The 18,213-nt window shown below is 64.5% G+C and carries 16 protein-coding genes; 2 read left to right on the top strand and 14 right to left on the bottom strand.

Annotation, left to right across the window (positions count from 1 at the left end; genetic code table 11):
• Positions 1–10: 10 nt before the first annotated feature.
• A complete protein-coding gene (gene folD, locus AAGA68_18150) occupies positions 11–913 on the bottom strand; it encodes a bifunctional methylenetetrahydrofolate dehydrogenase/methenyltetrahydrofolate cyclohydrolase FolD (protein ID MEM9386990.1) in 903 nt (300 codons plus the stop codon).
• Positions 914–1,067: 154 nt separating this feature from the next.
• Positions 1,068–2,285, bottom strand: a complete 1,218-nt coding sequence (purT, locus tag AAGA68_18145) for a formate-dependent phosphoribosylglycinamide formyltransferase (GenBank protein ID MEM9386989.1) — start codon at positions 2,283–2,285, stop codon at positions 1,068–1,070.
• Between the two features lie 245 nt (positions 2,286–2,530).
• On the opposite strand from purT, the gene AAGA68_18140 reads away from it, so the two are divergent.
• Positions 2,531–3,925 (top strand): hypothetical protein, encoded by a 1,395-nt coding sequence (locus tag AAGA68_18140; GenBank protein MEM9386988.1) that lies wholly within the window; start codon positions 2,531–2,533, stop codon positions 3,923–3,925.
• A gap of 17 nt (positions 3,926–3,942) precedes the next feature.
• On the opposite strand, the gene AAGA68_18135 is transcribed toward AAGA68_18140, so the two are convergent.
• Both AAGA68_18135 and AAGA68_18130 read right to left on the bottom strand, forming a co-directional pair.
• Positions 3,943–5,682: an EAL domain-containing protein gene (locus tag AAGA68_18135; protein MEM9386987.1), complete on the bottom strand. Its 1,740-nt coding sequence runs from the start codon at positions 5,680–5,682 to the stop codon at positions 3,943–3,945.
• Between the two features lie 101 nt (positions 5,683–5,783).
• Positions 5,784–6,662: an EAL domain-containing protein gene (locus tag AAGA68_18130; GenBank protein ID MEM9386986.1), complete on the bottom strand. Its 879-nt coding sequence runs from the start codon at positions 6,660–6,662 to the stop codon at positions 5,784–5,786.
• Between the two features lie 283 nt (positions 6,663–6,945).
• Here AAGA68_18130 and AAGA68_18125 point away from each other — a divergent pair, with 283 nt between their 5' ends.
• Positions 6,946–8,985 (top strand): NADPH-dependent 2,4-dienoyl-CoA reductase, encoded by a 2,040-nt coding sequence (locus tag AAGA68_18125; GenBank protein MEM9386985.1) that lies wholly within the window; start codon positions 6,946–6,948, stop codon positions 8,983–8,985.
• An 8-nt stretch (positions 8,986–8,993) separates the two neighbouring features.
• Here the strand turns inward: AAGA68_18125 and hisIE are convergent, their stop codons facing one another.
• From hisIE to AAGA68_18075, 10 genes are all read right to left on the bottom strand, one after another.
• The gene (gene hisIE, locus AAGA68_18120; protein ID MEM9386984.1) at positions 8,994–9,656 is read right to left on the bottom strand and encodes a bifunctional phosphoribosyl-AMP cyclohydrolase/phosphoribosyl-ATP diphosphatase HisIE; all 663 of its coding nucleotides are present in this window, start codon (positions 9,654–9,656) and stop codon (positions 8,994–8,996) included.
• Positions 9,653–10,450: an imidazole glycerol phosphate synthase subunit HisF gene (gene hisF, locus AAGA68_18115; GenBank protein MEM9386983.1), complete on the bottom strand. Its 798-nt coding sequence runs from the start codon at positions 10,448–10,450 to the stop codon at positions 9,653–9,655. The genes hisIE and hisF overlap by 4 nt, the downstream gene beginning before the upstream one ends.
• Positions 10,447–11,193, bottom strand: coding sequence for a HisA/HisF-related TIM barrel protein (locus tag AAGA68_18110; GenBank protein MEM9386982.1), 747 nt, complete (start codon positions 11,191–11,193; stop codon positions 10,447–10,449). The genes hisF and AAGA68_18110 overlap by 4 nt, the downstream gene beginning before the upstream one ends.
• The gene (gene hisH, locus AAGA68_18105) at positions 11,190–11,828 is read right to left on the bottom strand and encodes an imidazole glycerol phosphate synthase subunit HisH (protein MEM9386981.1); all 639 of its coding nucleotides are present in this window, start codon (positions 11,826–11,828) and stop codon (positions 11,190–11,192) included. The genes AAGA68_18110 and hisH overlap by 4 nt, the downstream gene beginning before the upstream one ends.
• Complete coding sequence (hisB, locus tag AAGA68_18100; GenBank protein MEM9386980.1) at positions 11,825–12,901, bottom strand: bifunctional histidinol-phosphatase/imidazoleglycerol-phosphate dehydratase HisB; 1,077 nt, start codon at positions 12,899–12,901, stop codon at positions 11,825–11,827. The genes hisH and hisB overlap by 4 nt, the downstream gene beginning before the upstream one ends.
• Positions 12,898–13,971: a histidinol-phosphate transaminase gene (gene hisC, locus AAGA68_18095; GenBank protein MEM9386979.1), complete on the bottom strand. Its 1,074-nt coding sequence runs from the start codon at positions 13,969–13,971 to the stop codon at positions 12,898–12,900. The genes hisB and hisC overlap by 4 nt, the downstream gene beginning before the upstream one ends.
• Positions 13,968–15,278: a histidinol dehydrogenase gene (gene hisD / locus AAGA68_18090; protein ID MEM9386978.1), complete on the bottom strand. Its 1,311-nt coding sequence runs from the start codon at positions 15,276–15,278 to the stop codon at positions 13,968–13,970. The genes hisC and hisD overlap by 4 nt, the downstream gene beginning before the upstream one ends.
• Positions 15,279–15,311: 33 nt before the next feature.
• Positions 15,312–16,229, bottom strand: coding sequence for an ATP phosphoribosyltransferase (hisG, locus tag AAGA68_18085; GenBank protein MEM9386977.1), 918 nt, complete (start codon positions 16,227–16,229; stop codon positions 15,312–15,314).
• Entirely contained in the window at positions 16,226–16,540 is a 315-nt protein-coding gene (locus tag AAGA68_18080; GenBank protein MEM9386976.1) for a YerC/YecD family TrpR-related protein, read from the bottom strand. The genes hisG and AAGA68_18080 overlap by 4 nt, the downstream gene beginning before the upstream one ends.
• Before the next feature lie 185 nt (positions 16,541–16,725).
• Positions 16,726–18,213: a hypothetical protein gene (locus AAGA68_18075; GenBank protein ID MEM9386975.1), complete on the bottom strand. Its 1,488-nt coding sequence runs from the start codon at positions 18,211–18,213 to the stop codon at positions 16,726–16,728.

Here is an 18,213-nt window from a genome sequence, read left to right as displayed (position 1 = left end):
GGTGACGAACTCAGGCGGTCAGGTGCGCCGGCGGGTCGAGCTCGTTCGCCAGGCAGGTGGCCGTTACCGTGTTGGCGAGCAGACAGGCGATTGTCATCGGACCCACGCCGCCGGGCACCGGCGTGATCGCGCCGGCCACCTGCACCGCCGCGGGGTAGTCCACGTCGCCAACCAGCCTCGTCTTACCTTCGCCGCGCTCCGGCGCAGGCACGCGGTTGATGCCAACATCTATCACGGTGGCACCGGGCTTTACCCACTCGCCCTGAACCATCTCGGGGCGGCCGACCGCGGCCACTAAGATGTCCGCGGCTCGGCACACGTCCGCCAGGTCGCGCGTGCGTGAGTGGGCAACGGTGACCGTGGCATTGGCACTGAGCAGCAACTGCGCCATCGGCTTGCCCACGATGTTTGAGCGACCGACGATTACCGCATTGGCGCCGGACATATCACCGAGGTGATCGCGAAGCATGAGCAGGCAGCCAAGGGGTGTGCAGGGCACCAACGAGCGCATACCTGTGGAAAGGCGACCCACGTTCACCACGTGGAAGCCGTCGACGTCTTTGGCGGGATCTATAGCGTTGAGCACGTCGTCCGAATTGATGTGATCGGGCAAGGGCAGCTGCACGAGGATCCCGTTCACCTCAGGATCGTCATTGAGTCGATGAACGAGGCCGAGCAGCTCGTCGGCAGACACGTCTGCCTCGAGGCGATGCTCGATCGAGCGCATGCCCACTTCGACGGTCTGCTTGGCTTTGTTCGCCACGTAGACTTGGCTCGCCGGGTTCTCGCCAACGAGGACAACGGCTAAGCCTGGCTGCAGCTGATGCTGTTCGGATAGCTTGCGCACCTGCGTTGCCACCTCGCCGCGTATCTTGGCAGCGAATGCCTTGCCGTCGATGACCGTAGCGCTCATTCGTATCCCCTCAGTGTCGTCCGTTGGAGTCTTTTCGTTGTCAGGCCTTATCCGATCGCCTCCGAGTCTAACGACTCGCGACCGGCCGCTGCGGGCCGGGTGGCTCAGGATCCTTTAGCAGGCCATAAGCAGATGTGGCAGTGCCGGACTTCGGTCACTCCAGCGCGATGCGAATGGAATCTGCCGCGGCCTGCGCCCGCAGGCGAGATTCGGCCAGCGTATCGGAGGCGGCAAGGACGACCCCCATTCGGCGCCGTCCGTGAATCTGCGGCTTGCCAAAGAGGCGCAGATGGACATCGCACATCGCGAGGGCGTCTTCCAAGCCCTCGAAGCGCGGTGCGTTCGAGTCCCCCTCGGCCACCAACGCGTAGGACGCGCCTGGGCCGAGTTGTCTGATCACAGGGATAGGCAACCCGAGGATTGCCCGCGCGTGAAGGGCGAACTGAGAGAGGTCTTGGGTCATCAAAGTGACCAAGCCAGTGTCGTGGGGGCGGGGCGATACCTCGCTGAAGATCACCTCATCGCCCTGCAAGAAAAACTCGACGCCAAACACACCGAAGCCTGCGTCCGGACGTTCTTCGCACAGGGCGTTGGTGATCTTCCCGGCCATCTCCTGGGCACGTTCGAGCGCAGGCTTGCTGACCGCATGGGGTTGCCACGACTCGCGGTAGTCGCCGTCCTCCTGACGGTGACCGATCGGTGCGCAGTAGCTCGTGCGTACCTGTCCGTCGCGGCCTCGATGGCGAACGGTCAGCAGGGTGATCTCCGACTCGAAGCTGACCTGGCCTTCGACGATCACCCGTCCACCGCCAGCGCGCCCGGCCACTTGGGCGTGATCCCAGGCAGCGGCCACGTCCTGCGCCTCACGCACGATCGATTGGCCCTTACCTGAGGAGCTCATCACCGGCTTGATGAACACGGGCAGGCCCAGCGCGTCTACGGCCTCCGCACAAGCATCCGCGCTGTCAGCGAAGCGATAGGGAGAGGTGGGTACGCGCAGCTCTTCGGCCGCCAGACGTCGGATTCGCTCCCGGTTCATAGTGATGTGGGCTGCCCTCGCCACGGGCACGACGCGGTGGCCGCGTGTTTCCAGCTCCAATAGCGTGTCCGTGGCGATGGCTTCGATCTCCGGCACGATCAAGGCGGGGTGCTCTTGTTCGATCACCGCTTGCAGCGCTTCCCCGTCGAGCATGTCGATCACGTAGCTACGATGGGCAACCTGCATGGCAGGGGCGTTGGAGTATCGGTCCACGCCGATCACTTCCACCCCCAGCCGCTGCAATTCGATCGCGACCTCCTTGCCGAGCTCACCGCAACCGAGCAGGATCACACGCCGGGCGGAGTCGGTGAGGGGCGTGCCGATGGACATCATGGTGAGGTGCCTTTCGTGGGGGGTGTTGCGCGCGCAGGGTGCCCGCGTCGTGTGAGCTGCGTCACACCTTCGCTCTGGGTCGTTGCCCATAATCGGTGTGGAGTATCGCTCCTAAGCGTCGGGCGACGCCACCTGATCAGACGCCGCAAGAACGCGCTTGCGGCGCCACACTTGATACGTGAGCGTGTAGCCTCAGCGGCGTGGGCCTGCGGCAAAACGCCGTCCAGCTCTCTATCGGTGATCGATTGACTGAACCAACAGACCGCCTGCGGATCGTCTCCACACCGGAAGACGATGGCACCATCGACCTTAGCGGCTCCTGGCGTCGCGACATTGGATCGAGCAGTCCGTCCGGACGCAGCGTAGGCGGGGCGACGGCGAGGCGAGGACCTGCCCCAAGCGTCCAGGTCTCACCGGCGATGCACCACGCGTTGCTCACCGGCGCTATGCCTTCTCCAGCCCTATTGAGCGCCTTGGCTCACCCGCGCGCTGCCATCCAAGCATCTCTGCTCACAGACTCTCTGCCGATCACACCAATCCGCCAGGCTCTGCGCGAGGCGTATACGGCCGCTCGCGAGACGGACGACGGGGAGGGGGTTATCGGCTCGCTCGAGGCCGCCGCTACCGTCGATGCGCGCCGCAGCGCATTGATCGAACGACTGCTGAGCGATTTCTTCACCAACTACCCGGACCTCGAACACCGCGTCGTCGCCATCGTGGAAGGTGGAGCCACCCGCGGCGATCCCGAGTACAGGGGGATCTTTGGAGATATCGACTTTACAGTGTTCACCGATAGCGCCTCGCCAAAGGAGCTTGCCCGCGTTAGCGAAGCCCTGGCGACTAGCTTCGCTTGGACGGGCTACCCGCTAAGCGCTGGCGGCTGCAACCGAACGCTCGATCTGCATGTCTTCGTCCAGCCAGCGAGTCGGGAAGGGGATGCGGACGCGCAGATGCTGCCGCCAGGCTGTCGCGTTCCGATCGGCACCAACAACCCAAGTCGTTTCGTTTGCGATGCGGGGCTGCGCTGGATCGTCAACCAGATGTACTACAGCGGCCGGCCGCTGCGCGGCCTCGTTGAGCGCGCGTGCCATCCGCGCTCGATTGCGCCTGAGTCCGCGGTGACATTCGCCAGTGATGTGACCTGCCATATGGGATCTTCCTTGATGCGGGTGGCGCACGAGGAGGACTCACGCGACCCCTCTGCCGATGTGGACCGCCTGCGCGAGCGCCGGCTCCTGTCCGCCGCCCTCGAGGAGGCTAAGCACGTATTGCGCCTCGTCGATGCGTGGCTCATCGCCACGCCGATGGGCAACGCCCTCTATCACGATCGCTTCGTTGGACCGCGACACGCCACCCGAGGCACCAGCTACCACGAGCGCATCGTGCGCGATGCACTCCAAGTGCTGCACGCCGGCAAGGGCGGTGGCGCCCTGCGCGAGGACGACCGTCCCCTGCTGCTCGATCTAGTCGAGCTGAAACTGCACAAGCAGCACCTCACGCCTTGGGACTACCTGGGCTACAGCGGTGCTGCGAACGATCGCGCCCGCGATCTAGCGCTGCAGATGTTGGACTTGGTGCGGCGGATCGGGGATGAGCTCGATTTGCTCAACCAGGGAAGCACCTGCGAGGGTCAGCGCTAGGGGCGCCCGCAGGAAGCTTAGTGGCGCAGCGCGCTGCTGCTCGCCACGGCCGTGACGCCCGCGCTAGGTGCTCCCAAGGGGGCAGTGATCATGGCCACGGGGCTACGCTGTTCCATCTGCGCTGCCGTCATCGGCATACCGAAGCGGTAGCCCTGCATCTGATCGCATCGATTCTCCACCGCGAACTGGTGTTGGGCGCGTGTCTGAACGCCCTGCGCGACCACTTTTACCCGCATGCTGCGACCGAGGCCAATGATCGCGCGCACGATTGAGCGCGTGTAGGAGTTGTCCAAACCGCTCAGGTACATCCGGTCGATCTTCAGGCTGTCGATGGGCAGGTGGCGAAGGTAGGCGAGTGAGGTCATCGTGGTGCCCATGTCGTCGATGCAGATGCGCACGCCCATCGCCCGCAGACTCTCAATCACCGACTGGGTACGCGCCGGGTCCGCGATCAAGGCCCGTTCGCTCAATTCGATCTCCAGCAGATCCGCAGGGCACTTGCTGGCGGTCAGGCATTCGCCAACCAGGTGCTCCAAGGAGCCTGCGTTGACGCTTTCACTGCCGATGTTGATCGCGATGGGGCAGTCGATGATGCCCGCCTCGTTCCAGCGTGCTGCCGCATCGCAGGCGGTCGCGACCACGAAATGATCGAGCCTCGGGCCCAAGTTTCGTCGCCGCACCATGCCTAGGAACTTGCCTGGGTGCTGCAGCCCGAGGCGAGGATGACGCCAGCGCACCAGGGCCTCAAATCGCTTGATTCGCAGTGAGCCAGTCTCCACGATCGGCTGAAAGCGTAGCTGAAGCGCGCCGTTGCTAAGGCTCTCCTCGAACTCTCTCTGTAGCGCCGCTTCCGGAGACGGCGGACCGTTTCCGCGGAAGACTGAGTAGCTGTTGCCGCCTTGCGATTTCGCTCGGTACATCGCCTGATCAGAGTGGCGAAGGAGTGCCTCCGGGCTGGTCCCGTGATCGGGGTAGATGCTCACCCCGGTGCTTAGGCCAAAGCTGATGCGGTCGTTGCCGACCACTACCGGTCGGTCAGCGATCGTGCTGAGGTTCTCGGCGATCAATCGGGCGTCGTCCTCGCGCTGCAGCCCCTCGACGATGACGCAGAACTCGTCACCTCCAATGCGTGCCACAAGATCGTCTCGCCGTAGCTGGCGCGACAGGCGTGCGGCTACTTCGCGCAGTATCGTGTCGCCGATCTGGTGGCCGTAGGCGTCGTTGATGCCCTTGAAGCCGTCCAGATCCATGAACAAGAGGGCGAATCGGCCGTTGTTGCGGGTCGCCCTGCCAACGGCTTGCTCGACGCGCTCGTTGAAGGTGGCGCGATTCGCTAAGCCTGTGAGCTCGTCCAGGCTGGCCATGTCGTGCAGGCGTCTGGTCGTGCGCTTGCGCTCCATCGCGTGATGGATTGCCCTGCGTAAGTGTTCGGGTGACTCGCGATGTTTGACCAGAAAGTCCTCCGCGCCAGCTCGGACAGCGGAAAGGGCACACTCCTCATCTTGCTTATTGCTAACGATGACGATCGGCACGAGGGGATCGATAGAAACTAAGCTATGGAGTCCATCAAGCGCCTTGGCATCTGGTAGTGATAGGTCGAGAAGAACCACATCAACTTCGCGGGCGGTGAGGAGGGTGCGAGCTTGCGTGAGTGTGCTTGCCCGGGATAGCTCCGGCGCTGAGCCGAAGGCTTTCATTAGGGCTCGGGTCGTCAGTTCTGCATCGCTGTCGACATCTTCGACAAGCAGCACTTTCATGACCGGGTGCTCCCAGGAAGGTCTGAGATGACATATTCCCATCTATCGCCGCAGATCACAGCGCCGGACGCCGGAACTGTGAGCCGGGTCACGTTTGCGCGCTAAAGGCGACAGGATTTGCGGCTTGCAAAGGCTCTAACGTGCTCCTGGAGATCCTCTGCTGGCATTGGCGCGCCGTAGCGGTAGCCTTGCAGGTAGTCACAACCGCTGGCCCGGAGAAAGTGTTCCTGGGTGCGCGTTTCGATGCCCTCGGCGGTCACCGTCAGGTCCAGGCGATGGGCCAGGCGGATCATGGAGGCGACGATCGTGCGCGTCTTGTGATTATCCAGATCCACCACGAAGCTGCGGTCGATCTTCAGCCCGCTCGCCGGTAAGCGACGGAGGTAATTGAGCGCGGCGTACTCCACGCCGAAGTCGTCGATGGTCAGGGACATGCCGAGCGAACAGGCGGTGTTCATGGCCCGGATAGCCCGTTCGACATCGCCGATGAGCACGTTCTCGGTGAGTTCGAGATCGATCAGGCGAGCCGGGCATTGAGCTGCTCGCAGAGTGCGCAGCAACGGCCCTAGAGGATCGTCCGTGCAAAAGTGCATCGCGGAGAGATTTACGGACACGTTGGCAGGCCCTTCGCCCGAGCGCTCCCACGCACTCACCTGTCGTGCTGCTAGTCCCAGGGCGATTCGGTCCAGGGTTAGGATTTGCCCCGTGCGCTCGGCACTTGCGATGAAGGCCTCGGGTCGTAGGATGCCTCGCTCAGCGTGTTTCCAGCGCAGCAGCGCCTCGGCCGCGACGACGCTGAGCCCCGCGGTCTCGACTACCGGTTGGTAGTAGACGATGAACTCGCTTTGGGCGATGCCCCGGGCGATGTCCCTCTCGGCGCTGCCCACGGCGCAGGGCGGTGGAAGCACGCTGCTGGGGCTGGCGCGGGTGGCCAGGGACAATGCTGCACAGGGAGCGGCGGTGGATGTAGACTCATTCATTCGAGGGGCGACCTTCCGCACAGCGTCGTCGTCCTTGGGAGGGTCAGCGGGCCGCGATCCCTGCGAGCCCGCGGATGGCCACCCCGAATGGCTATCCGATCTCTTCACTTGACGTTGAGCCTACACGCTTGCGAAGGAAAGGCAAGTGTGATTAGTGCGTACGGGGCTGAAGGCGGTGCAAAGTTTGATGTCGCGGTGTCGGGTAGGGTGTTTACCCGCGACAGGAAATGCTTCCAGGTCGCGCGTCTGCCTCGCTCCTTCTCTCCACGGACCTTGAATGAGAATGCATCCCAAGTACCCAAGCCTATTCCAGCCCCTAGATTTCGGCTTTGTCACCCTGCGCAACCGTTCCGTCATGGGCTCCATGCACACGGGCCTCGAGGATAGGCGCAAGCACTTCCCTCGCTTAGCCGCCTACTTTGCCGAACGCGCCCAGGGCGGTGCCGGCTTGATGATCACCGGGGGATTCTCTCCGAACGTGGAGGGCTGGCTGGCACCGTTTGCGTCGACCGTGTCCTCTCCCTCCCAGGCCCGCTGGCATCGCCCCATCACCGAGGCCGTGCACGAGCACGGTGGGCATATCGCGCTACAAATCCTGCATGCCGGGCGCTACGGCTATCACCCCCTCTGCGTATCCGCTTCCGCCGTGAAGTCACCCATTTCTCCGTTTCGGCCACGTGCCCTTTCCAGTCGAGGGGTGCGGCGCCAGATAGATGCCTTCGCACGATGCGCAAGCATTGCGCGCGCGGCAGGTTACGATGGCGTTGAGATCATGGGCTCCGAGGGGTACTTCATCAATCAGTTTCTGGTATCACGCTCCAATCGGCGCGAGGATGAATGGGGTGGGAGCCTCACCAATCGCATGCGCCTGCCGGTATCGATCGTCGAGCGCGTACGCGAGGCGGTTGGGCCCGACTTTCTCATCGTCTACCGCCTGTCGATGTTGGATTTGATCGAAGACGGCCAAGACTGGCAAGAGGTCATTACCTTAGCCAAGGCGATTGAAGCTGCCGGTGCCAACATCATCAACACGGGTATCGGGTGGCACGAAGCGCGCATTCCCACGATTGCCACCATGGTGCCGAGAGGCGCATTCAGTTGGGTCACGGCGAAGCTGAAGTCTTCGGTCTCGCTGCCGCTTTGCACGACGAACAGGATCAATGATCCGGCAGTGGCGGAGCGTATCCTCGCGGACCAGGAAGCGGATCTCATCTCCATGGCGAGACCCTTCCTAGCCGACCCCGAGATCATGGCGAAGGCAGAGCAGGGGCGAGAGGAGCAGATCAACACCTGTATCGCCTGCAACCAGGCATGCCTAGACCACACGTTCTCCAAGCGCCTGGCTTCCTGTCTGGTCAACCCGCGGGCCTGCCACGAGACGGAGCTGAGGCTTACACCGGCGACGACCAGCGATCGATTCGCGGTGGTTGGGGCAGGGCCGGCCGGCCTCGCCTGCGCCTGCACACTTGCTGAACGAGGTCATCAGGTGGACCTCTTTGAGGCAGCTGATCAGATCGGTGGCCAGTTCAATATGGCTCGCAAGGTGCCCGGCAAGGAGGAATTCAACGAGACCCTCCGCTACTTTCGAGCGCGTCTCCAGCGCACGGGGGTCAACGTCCTGCTCAACACGCGTGCAAGCGCCGAGCAACTTGCCAAGGGAGCCTATAAGGCTGTGATATTGGCCACGGGGGTATCCCCGCGCGTGCCTGCCATCCCAGGCCTCGATCACCCCAAGGTGCTCTCCTACGTGGATGTGCTGGCCGGTGGGGCTGCGGTGGGTGAGCGGGTGGCGGTGATCGGCGCCGGCGGCATCGGAGTGGACACCACGATCTTCCTCTCCCACCGACCGGGTACGGTAGCGCCGAGTGTGGATACGCAGACGTTCCTACGCGAGTGGGGAGTCACGGACCCGGCGACTGCGCGCGGCGGTCTGGCGCCCGAGGGGCCGCGGCCGGACCCATCCCCAAGGCAGATCTTCATCTTGCAACGCCGCCTGGCGAAGCCGGGAACGGGCCTTGGGAAAACTACCGGGTGGATACATCGCCAGGAGCTTAGGCTCAAGCGGGTCAAACCCGTCAGCGGCGTCGAGTATCTCGGGGTCGACGACGAGGGACTCACGATCCGTCGGGGAGAAGACGCACCGCAGGTCCTGGCCGTGGACAACGTGGTGATCTGCGCTGGTCAGGAGCCGCGCCGAGGCTTGGCGCAGCCCTTGATCGAAGCTGGCCTAACCGTGCACCTGATCGGTGGCGCGGACGTGGCGGCGGAACTGGATGCCAAGCGGGCTATCGATCAAGGCACGCGGCTGGCCGCGGGTCTCTAGGCGGTGTGCTAGCGTCGGCGACGGGCGAGTTCGTCCGTCACCCGATGCAACCCTAAGCCCCTGGCCTTGAGGGCGACGAGCAGGTGGAAGAGCAGGTCCGCCGCTTCGCCCACCAGCGACTCATCGTCCTCGCCGACCACCGCAAGGGCAACCTCGACTCCCTCTTCCCCCACCTTCTGGGCCACCTTGCCGCGGCCACGACTGAGGAGCTTGGCGACGTAGCTGCCACCGGCGCTGCCCTCGTCCGAGCCTTGCGCGCGGGAATCGATAATCCCTTCGAGCTCGCTTAGCACACGGCCAGGCGAGGGGAGTTCGCTCTTCCTGTGCTCTGTATCGGCATCGAAGCACGTGGGCGTGAGCAAGTGGCAAACGGGTCCGGCTGGGCGAGCCTTTACTAGCAGCGTATCGCCGTCGCAGTCCGCCTGCAGCTCGACCAAGGTAAGCGTGTGGCCGGAGCTCTCACCCTTGGTCCACAGCTTCTGCCGGGAGCGACTGTAGAAGGTCACCAGGCCGCTGTTCAGCGTGTGATCTAGGGCCTCACGGTTCATGTAGGCGAGCATCAGCACGCGGTCGTCGTCCGCATCCTGCACGATGGCCGGCAGCAGACCGTCCGCGGACTTATCCCAGGCGAGCTTCTCTACGCGCGACTCGTGACCTTCTGCGATGCTCATACGGGGCGCACCGCGATGCCAGACTGGGCTAGGAAGGCTTTGAGCTGAGGGATGCGAATCTCTTCGGAATGGAACACGCTGGCCGCTAAGGCGGCGTCGACGTGGGCCTGGGTGAAGACACTGGCGAAGTGCTCCATGGCGCCGGCGCCGCCGGAGGCTATCAGGGGTACGCGGGAGACCTCGCGAGCAGCTTGTAGGCCGTCGAGATCATAGCCGCGTCGCACCCCGTCCTGGTTCATGCAGTTGAGAACTATCTCGCCAGCCCCACGGTCCTGCGCCTCAGCGAGCCACGCGAGTAGCTCGCGGCCGGCGCCGCGGCGGGTACTGTCGCTTCCCGTATCGCGATAGACACGCCAGACGCCGTCGTCGTCGGGTTTGGCATCGACGCCGATCACCACGCATTGGCTGCCGAAGCGCTTTGCCAAGCGATCGATGAGGCTAGGATCACGCAGCGCCGGCGTATTGATGGAGACCTTGTCCGCGCCTGCGTGGAGGACGCCTTGCGCGTCGTCGACGCTTCGGATACCCCCGGCCACGCAGAAGGGAATGTCGAGTAAGCGGGCGACCGCGCTTACCCACAGGCGGTCCACCGAGCGCCCCTCCGGGCTCGCGGTGATGTCGTAGAACACCAGTTCGTCGGCGCCCTCCTGCGCGTAGCGTGACGCTAGCGTGGGGATATCACCCACGATCTGGTGATTCGCGAAGCGAACGCCCTTGACCACCCGCCCATCGCGCACGTCGAGGCAGGGCACGATGCGTCGGGTGATGGGGGCGCTCACTTGCACGGCGCTCATCCGCGTAGCCAAGGACGTGCTTGATCCAGGCTGATCCGCCCGTCCAGAAGCGCCTTACCCGTGATGGCGGCGTCGACCCGGACAAGCTCCAGGGCACGCAGGTCGTCCACGCTGCCGACGCCGCCTGAGCTTTGAATGCACAGCCCTGGGTAGCGGTCCCGAAGGGCTTCGTAGAGCGCTATGTTGGGACCAGCGAGGGTGCCATCACGACTGATGTCCGTGCACAGGACCTGGCGCAGGCCGGCGCTCGAGGCTGCACCTAGCAAGGCCCATAAGTCGATGTCGGCCCGTTGCGTCCAGCCGTGCACCCACGGCCAGGGGCGGCCGTCGTCATCGCTGATCCGCACGTCCACGGCGAGCACGACGCTCGCCGGATTGAAGGTGTCCAGCCAATCGACCAGTAGCCCGGGGTTAGCGCACACGGCGCTCCCCACCACGACGCGACCAACGCCCATCCCTAGGGCGCTGGCGATCGCGTCGGCGTTGCGTATGCCGCCGCCCAGTTGCACCTGCATGTCCGCCCGCTCCTGAACAGCCTCCACCAGGCGGGTGATGAGCGAGGCGTTGCGCCGTTTCCCATCGCGCGCGCCATCGAGATCCACCACATGAAGCCAATGCGCGCCGGCCTCGGCGTACTCGAGCGCAAGTTCGATGGGGTCGGCATCGTAGGCAGTTTGAGCCTCGAAGTTCCCCTCGCGCAGGCGTACGCAGCGCCCGTCGATCAGGTCGATGGCGGGGATCATTCGCACAGCAAGTTCTCCGGCGGTGTGGTCAGAAAGTTCTTGAGTAAGCGATGGCCCCAGCGCGCCGAGCGCTCTGGGTGAAATTGGGTTGCGAGCAGGTTGCGGCAACCGGCGACGGCGGTGAACGTGTTGCCGTAGGACGCCGTGGCCAGCGTCTGTGCGCCGGGCGCTGCCGCGTAGCTGTGCACGAAGTAGAAGTGCGCCTCAGTTAGATCCAAGCCGTCGAATAGGGCGTGGTCAGCGAGTGCTGCAATTCGATTCCAGCCCATCTGCGGCACGCTGAGCTGCGGAGCGCTCGGCAGGTGTTCGACCACCCCATCCAGCAACCCAAGGCCGTCGACCTGGCCTTCGGCGCAGTGTTGGTAGAGCACCTGCAAGCCGACGCATATCCCCAATACCGGTTGGGTGAGCGATGCCACTACCTGATCTAAGCCGCCACTGCGAAGGCGCGCCATCACATCGCTCGCAGCCCCCACGCCCGGCAGAATAACGCGCTCTGCTGCGCGGATCTGGGCGGGGTCCGTGCTCACCACAGGGTTCCACTGCAAACGCTCGAGGGCGAAGCGAACAGACGCCAGGTTGGCGCCGCCGCTGTCGATCACCACGACCTCTCGTTGGCCCTTGGGCTCGCTCACAGGACGCCCTTCGTGCTTGGCAGCGCCTGATCCTCCAGCCGCACGGCCTGGCGTAGCGCGCGCCCGAGTCCCTTGAACGCGGCCTCGATCACGTGGTGATCGTTGTCGCCGTTCACGCGCACGTGAATGGCGGCTCCGAGGGCCTGTGACAGGGATGAGAAGAAGTGAGGAACGAGCTCGGTCGGCAGCTGACCTACGTGTTCGCGCCGCAGGTCCATTTCGCACTCGCAGTGCGCGCGCCCGCTCAGATCAATGGCGATCTGCGCTTGGGCCTCGTCCATCGGCAGCACGAATCCATAGCGCGCGATGCCAATCTTCGTGCCCAGGGCTTCGCGTATGCACTCGCCTAAGGTGAGGGCCACATCCTCGAGCGTGTGGTGCTCGTCTATGTGCAGATCGCCATCGCAGCGTAGCTTCAGGCTGAAGCCGCCGTGACGGGCCAGTTGTTCGAGCATGTGATCGAGGAATCCTAGACCCGTGGCGATAACCGTTAGGTTAGGTTCATCGAGGTCTACCTCGCAGTGAATGTCTGTCTCGTTGGTGCTGCGCCTGTGTTGCGCGGCGCGGCGCTGGCTTGTGAGCTCGGCGGTGATCTCTTCCCAGCTAAGGCCCGGGTCTGTGCCCACACGTACGCGCAGGCCCTTCACGCCGAGGCGCTCCGCCAAGGTGATGTCCGTTTGCCGATCGCCGATCACGGCGCAATGCTCGAGGTCTAGGGTGTTGCCCGCCAGGTACTTGGTGAGCAAGCCCGTGGCCGGCTTGCGGCAATCGCAGGCGGCGTCAGGGAGGTGTGGGCAGATGAAGACCTCATCGAAGTGGATGCCCTGGCTGGCGAGCAGGTCGAGGAGGAAGGCGTGCGGAGCGTCGAAATCGGCCTGAGGGAAGCACGCCGTGCCGAGGCCGTCTTGGTTGCTCACCATCACAAAGCGGTAGCCCGCTGCCCGAAGGCGCAGCAGTGCTGGCACGACGCCCGGCACCAGGCGCAGCTTGTCCAGGCGGTCGATCTGCTTGTCCTCGGGCTCTTCGATAAGGGTGCCGTCGCGATCGATGAACAATACCCTTAGGCCACTCACGCGATGCTCTCCAGGATCGCGATGAGTCGGTCCGTTTGTGCCGGCGTGCCTACGCTTATCCGCACGGCCTCGCCGAGACCAGGCTTGTCACGAAAGCTGCGCAGGAGCACGCCCTGTTCGTAGCAATCGGCTACCAGTCGCGCAGCGTCGTCGACCTGTGCGAGGAGGAAGTTCGCCTCGCTAGGCCAGACCTTGTGTACGTAGGGCAGCATGTCCAGCACCTTGCGCAGACGTGCGCGCTGCTCGGCGATCACCTGCAGTCGCCGGTCCGTCTGCGCGAGTGCTTCATCGCTGAGGCGCTGGAGCACGGCGCCGATCACGGGTGAGGGCGTGGCGTAAGGGGGCGCGAGGGTGGCGAGTAGGGAGATCAGTGCGGGATCGGCCAGCAAGGCCCCACAGCGGACCCCGGCGAGCCCATGGGCCTTTGAGAGCGTGCGTAGGACGATCAGGTTGGGCTGCGTATCGAGATCCGCTGCGAATCCAGCCTCACCAGTGAACTCGCCGTACGCTTGGTCGACGACGACAGCCGCCTTGCGGCCCAGGGCCTGACATAGGCGCAGCACCGCATCTCGCTCCAGGGTGCTGCCGGTGGGGTTGTTCGGGGAACACAGGAAGAGCAGGCGCACGGGGTGTGCGTCCACCGCGTTCAAGATCGCCGATTCATCGACGCGCCACCCCTGGTCTGCCCTAAGGGGGACCTCCACGCACTGCGCGTTTTGCAGGCGAGCGGCAACGGCGTACATGCCGAAGGTGGGGGGCGTTACGAGCACCGCGTCCTGGCCCGCGGCGCAAAAGGTGCGCACCAGCAGGTCGATACCGTCATCGCTGCCGCGTGTGACGAGGAGTTGCTCCGAGCTCACACCGTACACCTCAGCCAGGCGCGCTTCTAGGTCCAGAGCGCGTACTGGCGGGTAGCGGTTGATCTGGCGCTGATCGACCTCGAGCGTGTCGTCCCATGGGCTCTCGTTGGCGTGCAAGCGCAGGCGTTCGAAGTCCGGGGCAGCTGCTTGATAGCCCTTTAGCTGCCTTAGGTCATCGCGTACGAGTTCGAGCACATCAGCCTTGCTCATTGGGCAGGCCCTAGGCGGTTTAGCCGATGGCGTACGGCCCAGCCATGGGCGTCGAGACCTTCCATCTTGGTCATCGTCAGGACCGTGGGAGCGAGCGCTCGCAGGCCCTGCGCCGTGAGCTCCTGCACGGTGACGCTCTTGCTGAAGGCGTCGACGGATAGGCCGCTCCAGGCGCGCGCGTGGCCGTAGGTGGGCAAGACGTGGTTTGTGCCGCTGCAGTAGTCCCCGACCGCTTCCGGCGACCACGCGCCGAGGAATACCGAGCCCGCGGCAGTGATCTGCGGCAGGAGGGCTCGTGGCTGAGCGGTCTGGATGATCAGGTGCTCGGGCGCGTACTGGTTGCTGACCTGCACGGCCTCGGCCAGGTCGTCGACCACGATCAGGCGCGCGTGCTCGATCGCCTGGCCGGTGATCGCCGCCCGCGTGAGCACTTGCAGCTGCTGGCCAACGGCGTCGGCAACGGCGTCGGCGAGCGTTGTGCTTGGCGTTACCAAGAGGGCTTGGGAATCGGGGCCGTGTTCGGCCTGAGACAGCAGATCCGACGCCACGAAGGCTGGATCGGCTTGCGCGTCGGCGATGACCAGCACCTCCGACGGGCCGGCGGGCATGTCGATGGCGGCGCCGGCATCGTCGGTACTCACCATGCGCTTGGCGGCGGTGACCCAGGCGTTTCCTGGGCCGTAGAGCTTATCCGTGGAAGGAATGGTCTCGGTGCCGAAGGCCATCGCGGCGATAGCTTGCGCGCCGCCGACCTTGAACAGGAGATCGATGCCGCACAGGGCTGCCGCCGCGATGATGGACGGCGCCATACGTCCATCCGCTTGCGGCGGTGCGCAGAGCACCCGCACGGGGCAGCCGGCGATCGCCGAGGGCACACCGAGCATCAACACCGTAGAGGGCAAGGGCGCGCTGCCCGCAGGAACGTAAAGACCGACGGCCTCGATGGGCCGGCGAATACGCTCACAGCGCACGCCGGGTTGGGTGTCGATCGCCAGCGGCTCGCCCGGCACCTGAGCTTGGTGGAAGCGCTGCAGGTTGGCGCGGGCGATGGTCAGCGCCTCATGCTCGGCAGGACTTAGAGCGGCTACGGCTTCCTCGCGCTCTGCGCTACTGACCTGCAGGCTCTCGAGGTTGACGTCGTCGAGTTCCTTGGTCAGCGCGAGTAGGGCAGAGTCGCCATCCGCGCGCACGCGATTGACGATGTTCTCGACCTGCGCTTGGAAGGCGGCGCCGAGGCGTTGCGCCGGGCGGCGCAGGGCCTCCTTCTGTGCGTCGGGCGACAGTTTCGACCAAACAATCTTCTTCACAGCTATTCTCGCCAAGCGGTGGAGCCCGCGGGCTCACGCCAGCATCTTCTCCACCGGTAGCACCAGAATGGCGCTGGCACCAACGTCCTTGAGAGCTTCCAAGGTCTCCCAGAACACCTGTTCATTGCACACCGCATGGACCGCGACCCGGTCCGGTCGGCCATCCAGGGTGAGCACGGTCGGGGCCTCGGCACCCGGCAGAAGCTCGTGCACTTCGGCCAGGCGATCGCGCGGTGCGTGGAGCATGATGTAGCGGCTCTCGCGGCCGCGCAGAACACCCTGCATGCGCTTGAGTAAGCGCGCTAGGAGGGTCTCCGAGCTTTCGCTCAAGGGGCGTGTCGCTCGAATCAGCGTTGCCTTACTCTCGAGTAAAGTTTTCATTTCCACTAGGTCGTTGGCAGCGAGCGTCGCCCCCGTGGAGACTAGGTCGCAGATCACATCTGCCTTACCTAAGCGAGGCGCTAGCTCGACGGAGCCTGAGAGTAGTACGACCTGCGCATCCACTCCGTGCTCGTTCAGGTGGGCCTGTAGGGAGGCGGGGTAGCTGGTGGCGATACGCTTGCCGGCGAGGTCACTCAACGTTTTGAAGGGAGCTTCGACCGGCTTGGCAAGGCTCAGGCGGCAATAGCCGAAGTCCAGCGGCAGGAGCTCTTCGTAGCCCCCGGCCTCGCCCTCTTGCTGACGCTCGCAGGCGATCTCGCGGGCAATGTTCTGCCCCACGATGCCGACGTCGCAGTGACCGTCGGCCACCAGCGTGGGGATGTCATCGTCCCGCACCAACATGAGGTCGATGGGGAGGTTCTCGCCTGTCCAGACCAAGCCGTCGCGGTTCGCGCTGATCCGCAGACCGCAGCGCACTAACAGCTCGCGCGAGTTGTCGGCCAGTCGGCCCGACTTCTGCAGCGCGATGCGCAGGCGTTCGCTGCTCGGGGGCGTAGGGGTAGTGCTCACTCGGTATTTCCTTGCATGCGATCTCGCGCGATCCGGTAGCCGCCGAAGCCCTCGTCTAGGAAGCGGCGGATGCGGCCGATGGTGGTGACGCTCACACCTGTCTGCGCCTGGATGGTGCGGTAGGCCTGGCCGTCTTCAAGCAGGCCCACCACGTGCCAGCGGTCTTTCAGTGCCTGCAGCTCCGCTGGGGTGCACAGATCCCGGAAGAAGCGCTGGCATTCCTGCGCGTTGCGCAAAGTCAGGATGGCGGCGTAGAGCGCCTGTTCCTCGGCGTCTTCCTGGGTGGGGCTGAGGCGTCGGTTGGCTTTCATAGGGGAGGTCGCGTGTATTAACGTGTTAATACATTAAAACAACGAGACGCCAGGCACAAGCTCGACCAAAAGGTCCGGGTTCGACGGGCGGGGGGCGCGGGCACCTGTCATTTGAGTCCCACAACGCAAAGGGCCGCCCGAGTGGGCGGCCCTGCGAGGTCGGTTGTGTCCGAGGACCGATCAGCTTAGAGCGTGCCGTCGAGGGTCCAGGTGGCCCACCAGACGTCGCTGCCGTCCGGGTTCACCGCGCCGATGAAGTCGGTCGCTTCCAGGAAGTCCACGTCGGCCAGGCTCTCGGAGAAGATGCCGTTGATCGCCACCCAGTCGAGGGGCTCGGCGAGCAGCGCTTCCGGTGCCTGCGAGGCCAGGTTCATGTCGAGCTGCGCTTCTACCGCCGAGATGGTGGTGGCGTCCAGCGTGTCGTTGCCGATCACGCCTACACCAGCGCCGCCCTGGCAGTCTGCCACCCAGTTGTTGACCACGAGCGCCGTATTGATGAGTGCTTCGGAGTCTGCACCCTCGATCAGCAGGCAGTTGTCGATGGTGCCGTTGGCATCGTCGACGGTCAGCACGGTGTTGTGGAAGAAGCCGCCAGAGCCGGCCTTGAACACGAGCATCTCGGTCTCATCGCCTTCCACGCCGTGGCCGATCACGGTCACGTTGGCGAGGGTCGGCTTGGACAGGGGCAGCGGGTTGCCCTGGGTGTCCATCTCGAAGGCGTTACCGAAGCTGTTCTCGGACTGACGCACGATGATGAACTGCAGGTTGCCGACGAAGCCTTCGTCCCAGTCGACTGAGTCATCGAGGTTGTCGGTGAACACGCCGTACTTGAGGTTTACGGCACCCCCGTAGAACTCGATGCCATCGTCCGAGTTACCCTGCACCTGGATGTGATCCATGGTGGTGCCGGAGCCGACGCCGACCAGGGAGATGCCGTTGATCTCGTTACCCGGGGAGAACTCGAAGCCGCCCTCGGCCACGATCACGTAGGACAGGGTGCCGCTGTTGTCGTCGGCGACGAAGCCGCCGGCAAAGCCGGACTCACCCTCGGAGTCGATGTTGCAGATCATCTGCACGGTGTCGCACTGGTTGTGCTCACCGAAGCCGTGCATGATCAGACCGCCCCACTCACCGGAGCCGTCGAGGCCGGCATCGTCGGAGCTGAAGATGATCGGATCCGCTTCCGTGCCGACCGCTTCGATGCGGCTGCCGCGGGTGATGATCATGTTGGCGAAGGTGCCGGTGGCGCCCTGAATTTGGGTGCCAGGTTCGATCGTCAGCACGACGTTCAGCAGCGGGTTGCCGTTGGTGAGCTCACCGTTCTCGTCGATCTCGTTGTTGCCGTTACCGACGGTGACCGTGCCTTCCATCAGCCAGATCACGTCGGGCGTGAGGGTCTGGCTCTCGGAGATCACCGCGGGCAGGGCGCAGACGTCGTTGCCGTCAGCGTTGATCGGCTTGGCGCCGGAGAAGGCCGGGCAGTTGGTGGACACGTCGCCGGGCTGACCGCCCGTATCGCCCGCGTCGCCCGAATCGCCACCGCCGTCGGTGTTGTTGGTGACGTTCTCAGTGGGCGCGTCAATGGTGATAGTGGCGAGGTCGCCCTCGGCGCAGCCATACAGAGCCGCAAGAGAAGGCAGCAGCGCCGCCATGAGCATTAGTTTACGTGCCAT

The organism is Pseudomonadota bacterium (assembly GCA_039193195.1).
In the GTDB taxonomy this organism is placed as follows: domain Bacteria; phylum Pseudomonadota; class Gammaproteobacteria; order Steroidobacterales; family JBCBZW01; genus JBCBZW01.
Note: the sequence above shows the minus strand (reverse complement) of the source record. Positions and strands in the feature narration are given on the sequence as shown.

Bases quoted from the DNA above. Each gene is read 5' to 3' on its own strand.
- folD (MEM9386990.1), bottom strand. From the start codon at position 913: ATGAGCGCTACGGTCATCGACGGCAAGGCATTCGCTGCCAAGATACGC.
- purT (MEM9386989.1), bottom strand. From the start codon at position 2,285: ATGATGTCCATCGGCACGCCCCTCACCGACTCCGCCCGGCGTGTGATC.
- AAGA68_18135 (MEM9386987.1), bottom strand. From the start codon at position 5,682: ATGAAAGTGCTGCTTGTCGAAGATGTCGACAGCGATGCAGAACTGACG.
- AAGA68_18130 (MEM9386986.1), bottom strand. From the start codon at position 6,662: ATGAATGAGTCTACATCCACCGCCGCTCCCTGTGCAGCATTGTCCCTG.
- AAGA68_18125 (MEM9386985.1), top strand. From the start codon at position 6,946: ATGCATCCCAAGTACCCAAGCCTATTCCAGCCCCTAGATTTCGGCTTT.
- hisIE (MEM9386984.1), bottom strand. From the start codon at position 9,656: ATGAGCATCGCAGAAGGTCACGAGTCGCGCGTAGAGAAGCTCGCCTGG.
- hisF (MEM9386983.1), bottom strand. From the start codon at position 10,450: ATGAGCGCCGTGCAAGTGAGCGCCCCCATCACCCGACGCATCGTGCCC.
- AAGA68_18110 (MEM9386982.1), bottom strand. From the start codon at position 11,193: ATGATCCCCGCCATCGACCTGATCGACGGGCGCTGCGTACGCCTGCGC.
- hisC (MEM9386979.1), bottom strand. From the start codon at position 13,971: ATGAGCAAGGCTGATGTGCTCGAACTCGTACGCGATGACCTAAGGCAG.
- AAGA68_18080 (MEM9386976.1), bottom strand. From the start codon at position 16,540: ATGAAAGCCAACCGACGCCTCAGCCCCACCCAGGAAGACGCCGAGGAA.
- AAGA68_18075 (MEM9386975.1), bottom strand. From the start codon at position 18,213: ATGGCACGTAAACTAATGCTCATGGCGGCGCTGCTGCCTTCTCTTGCG.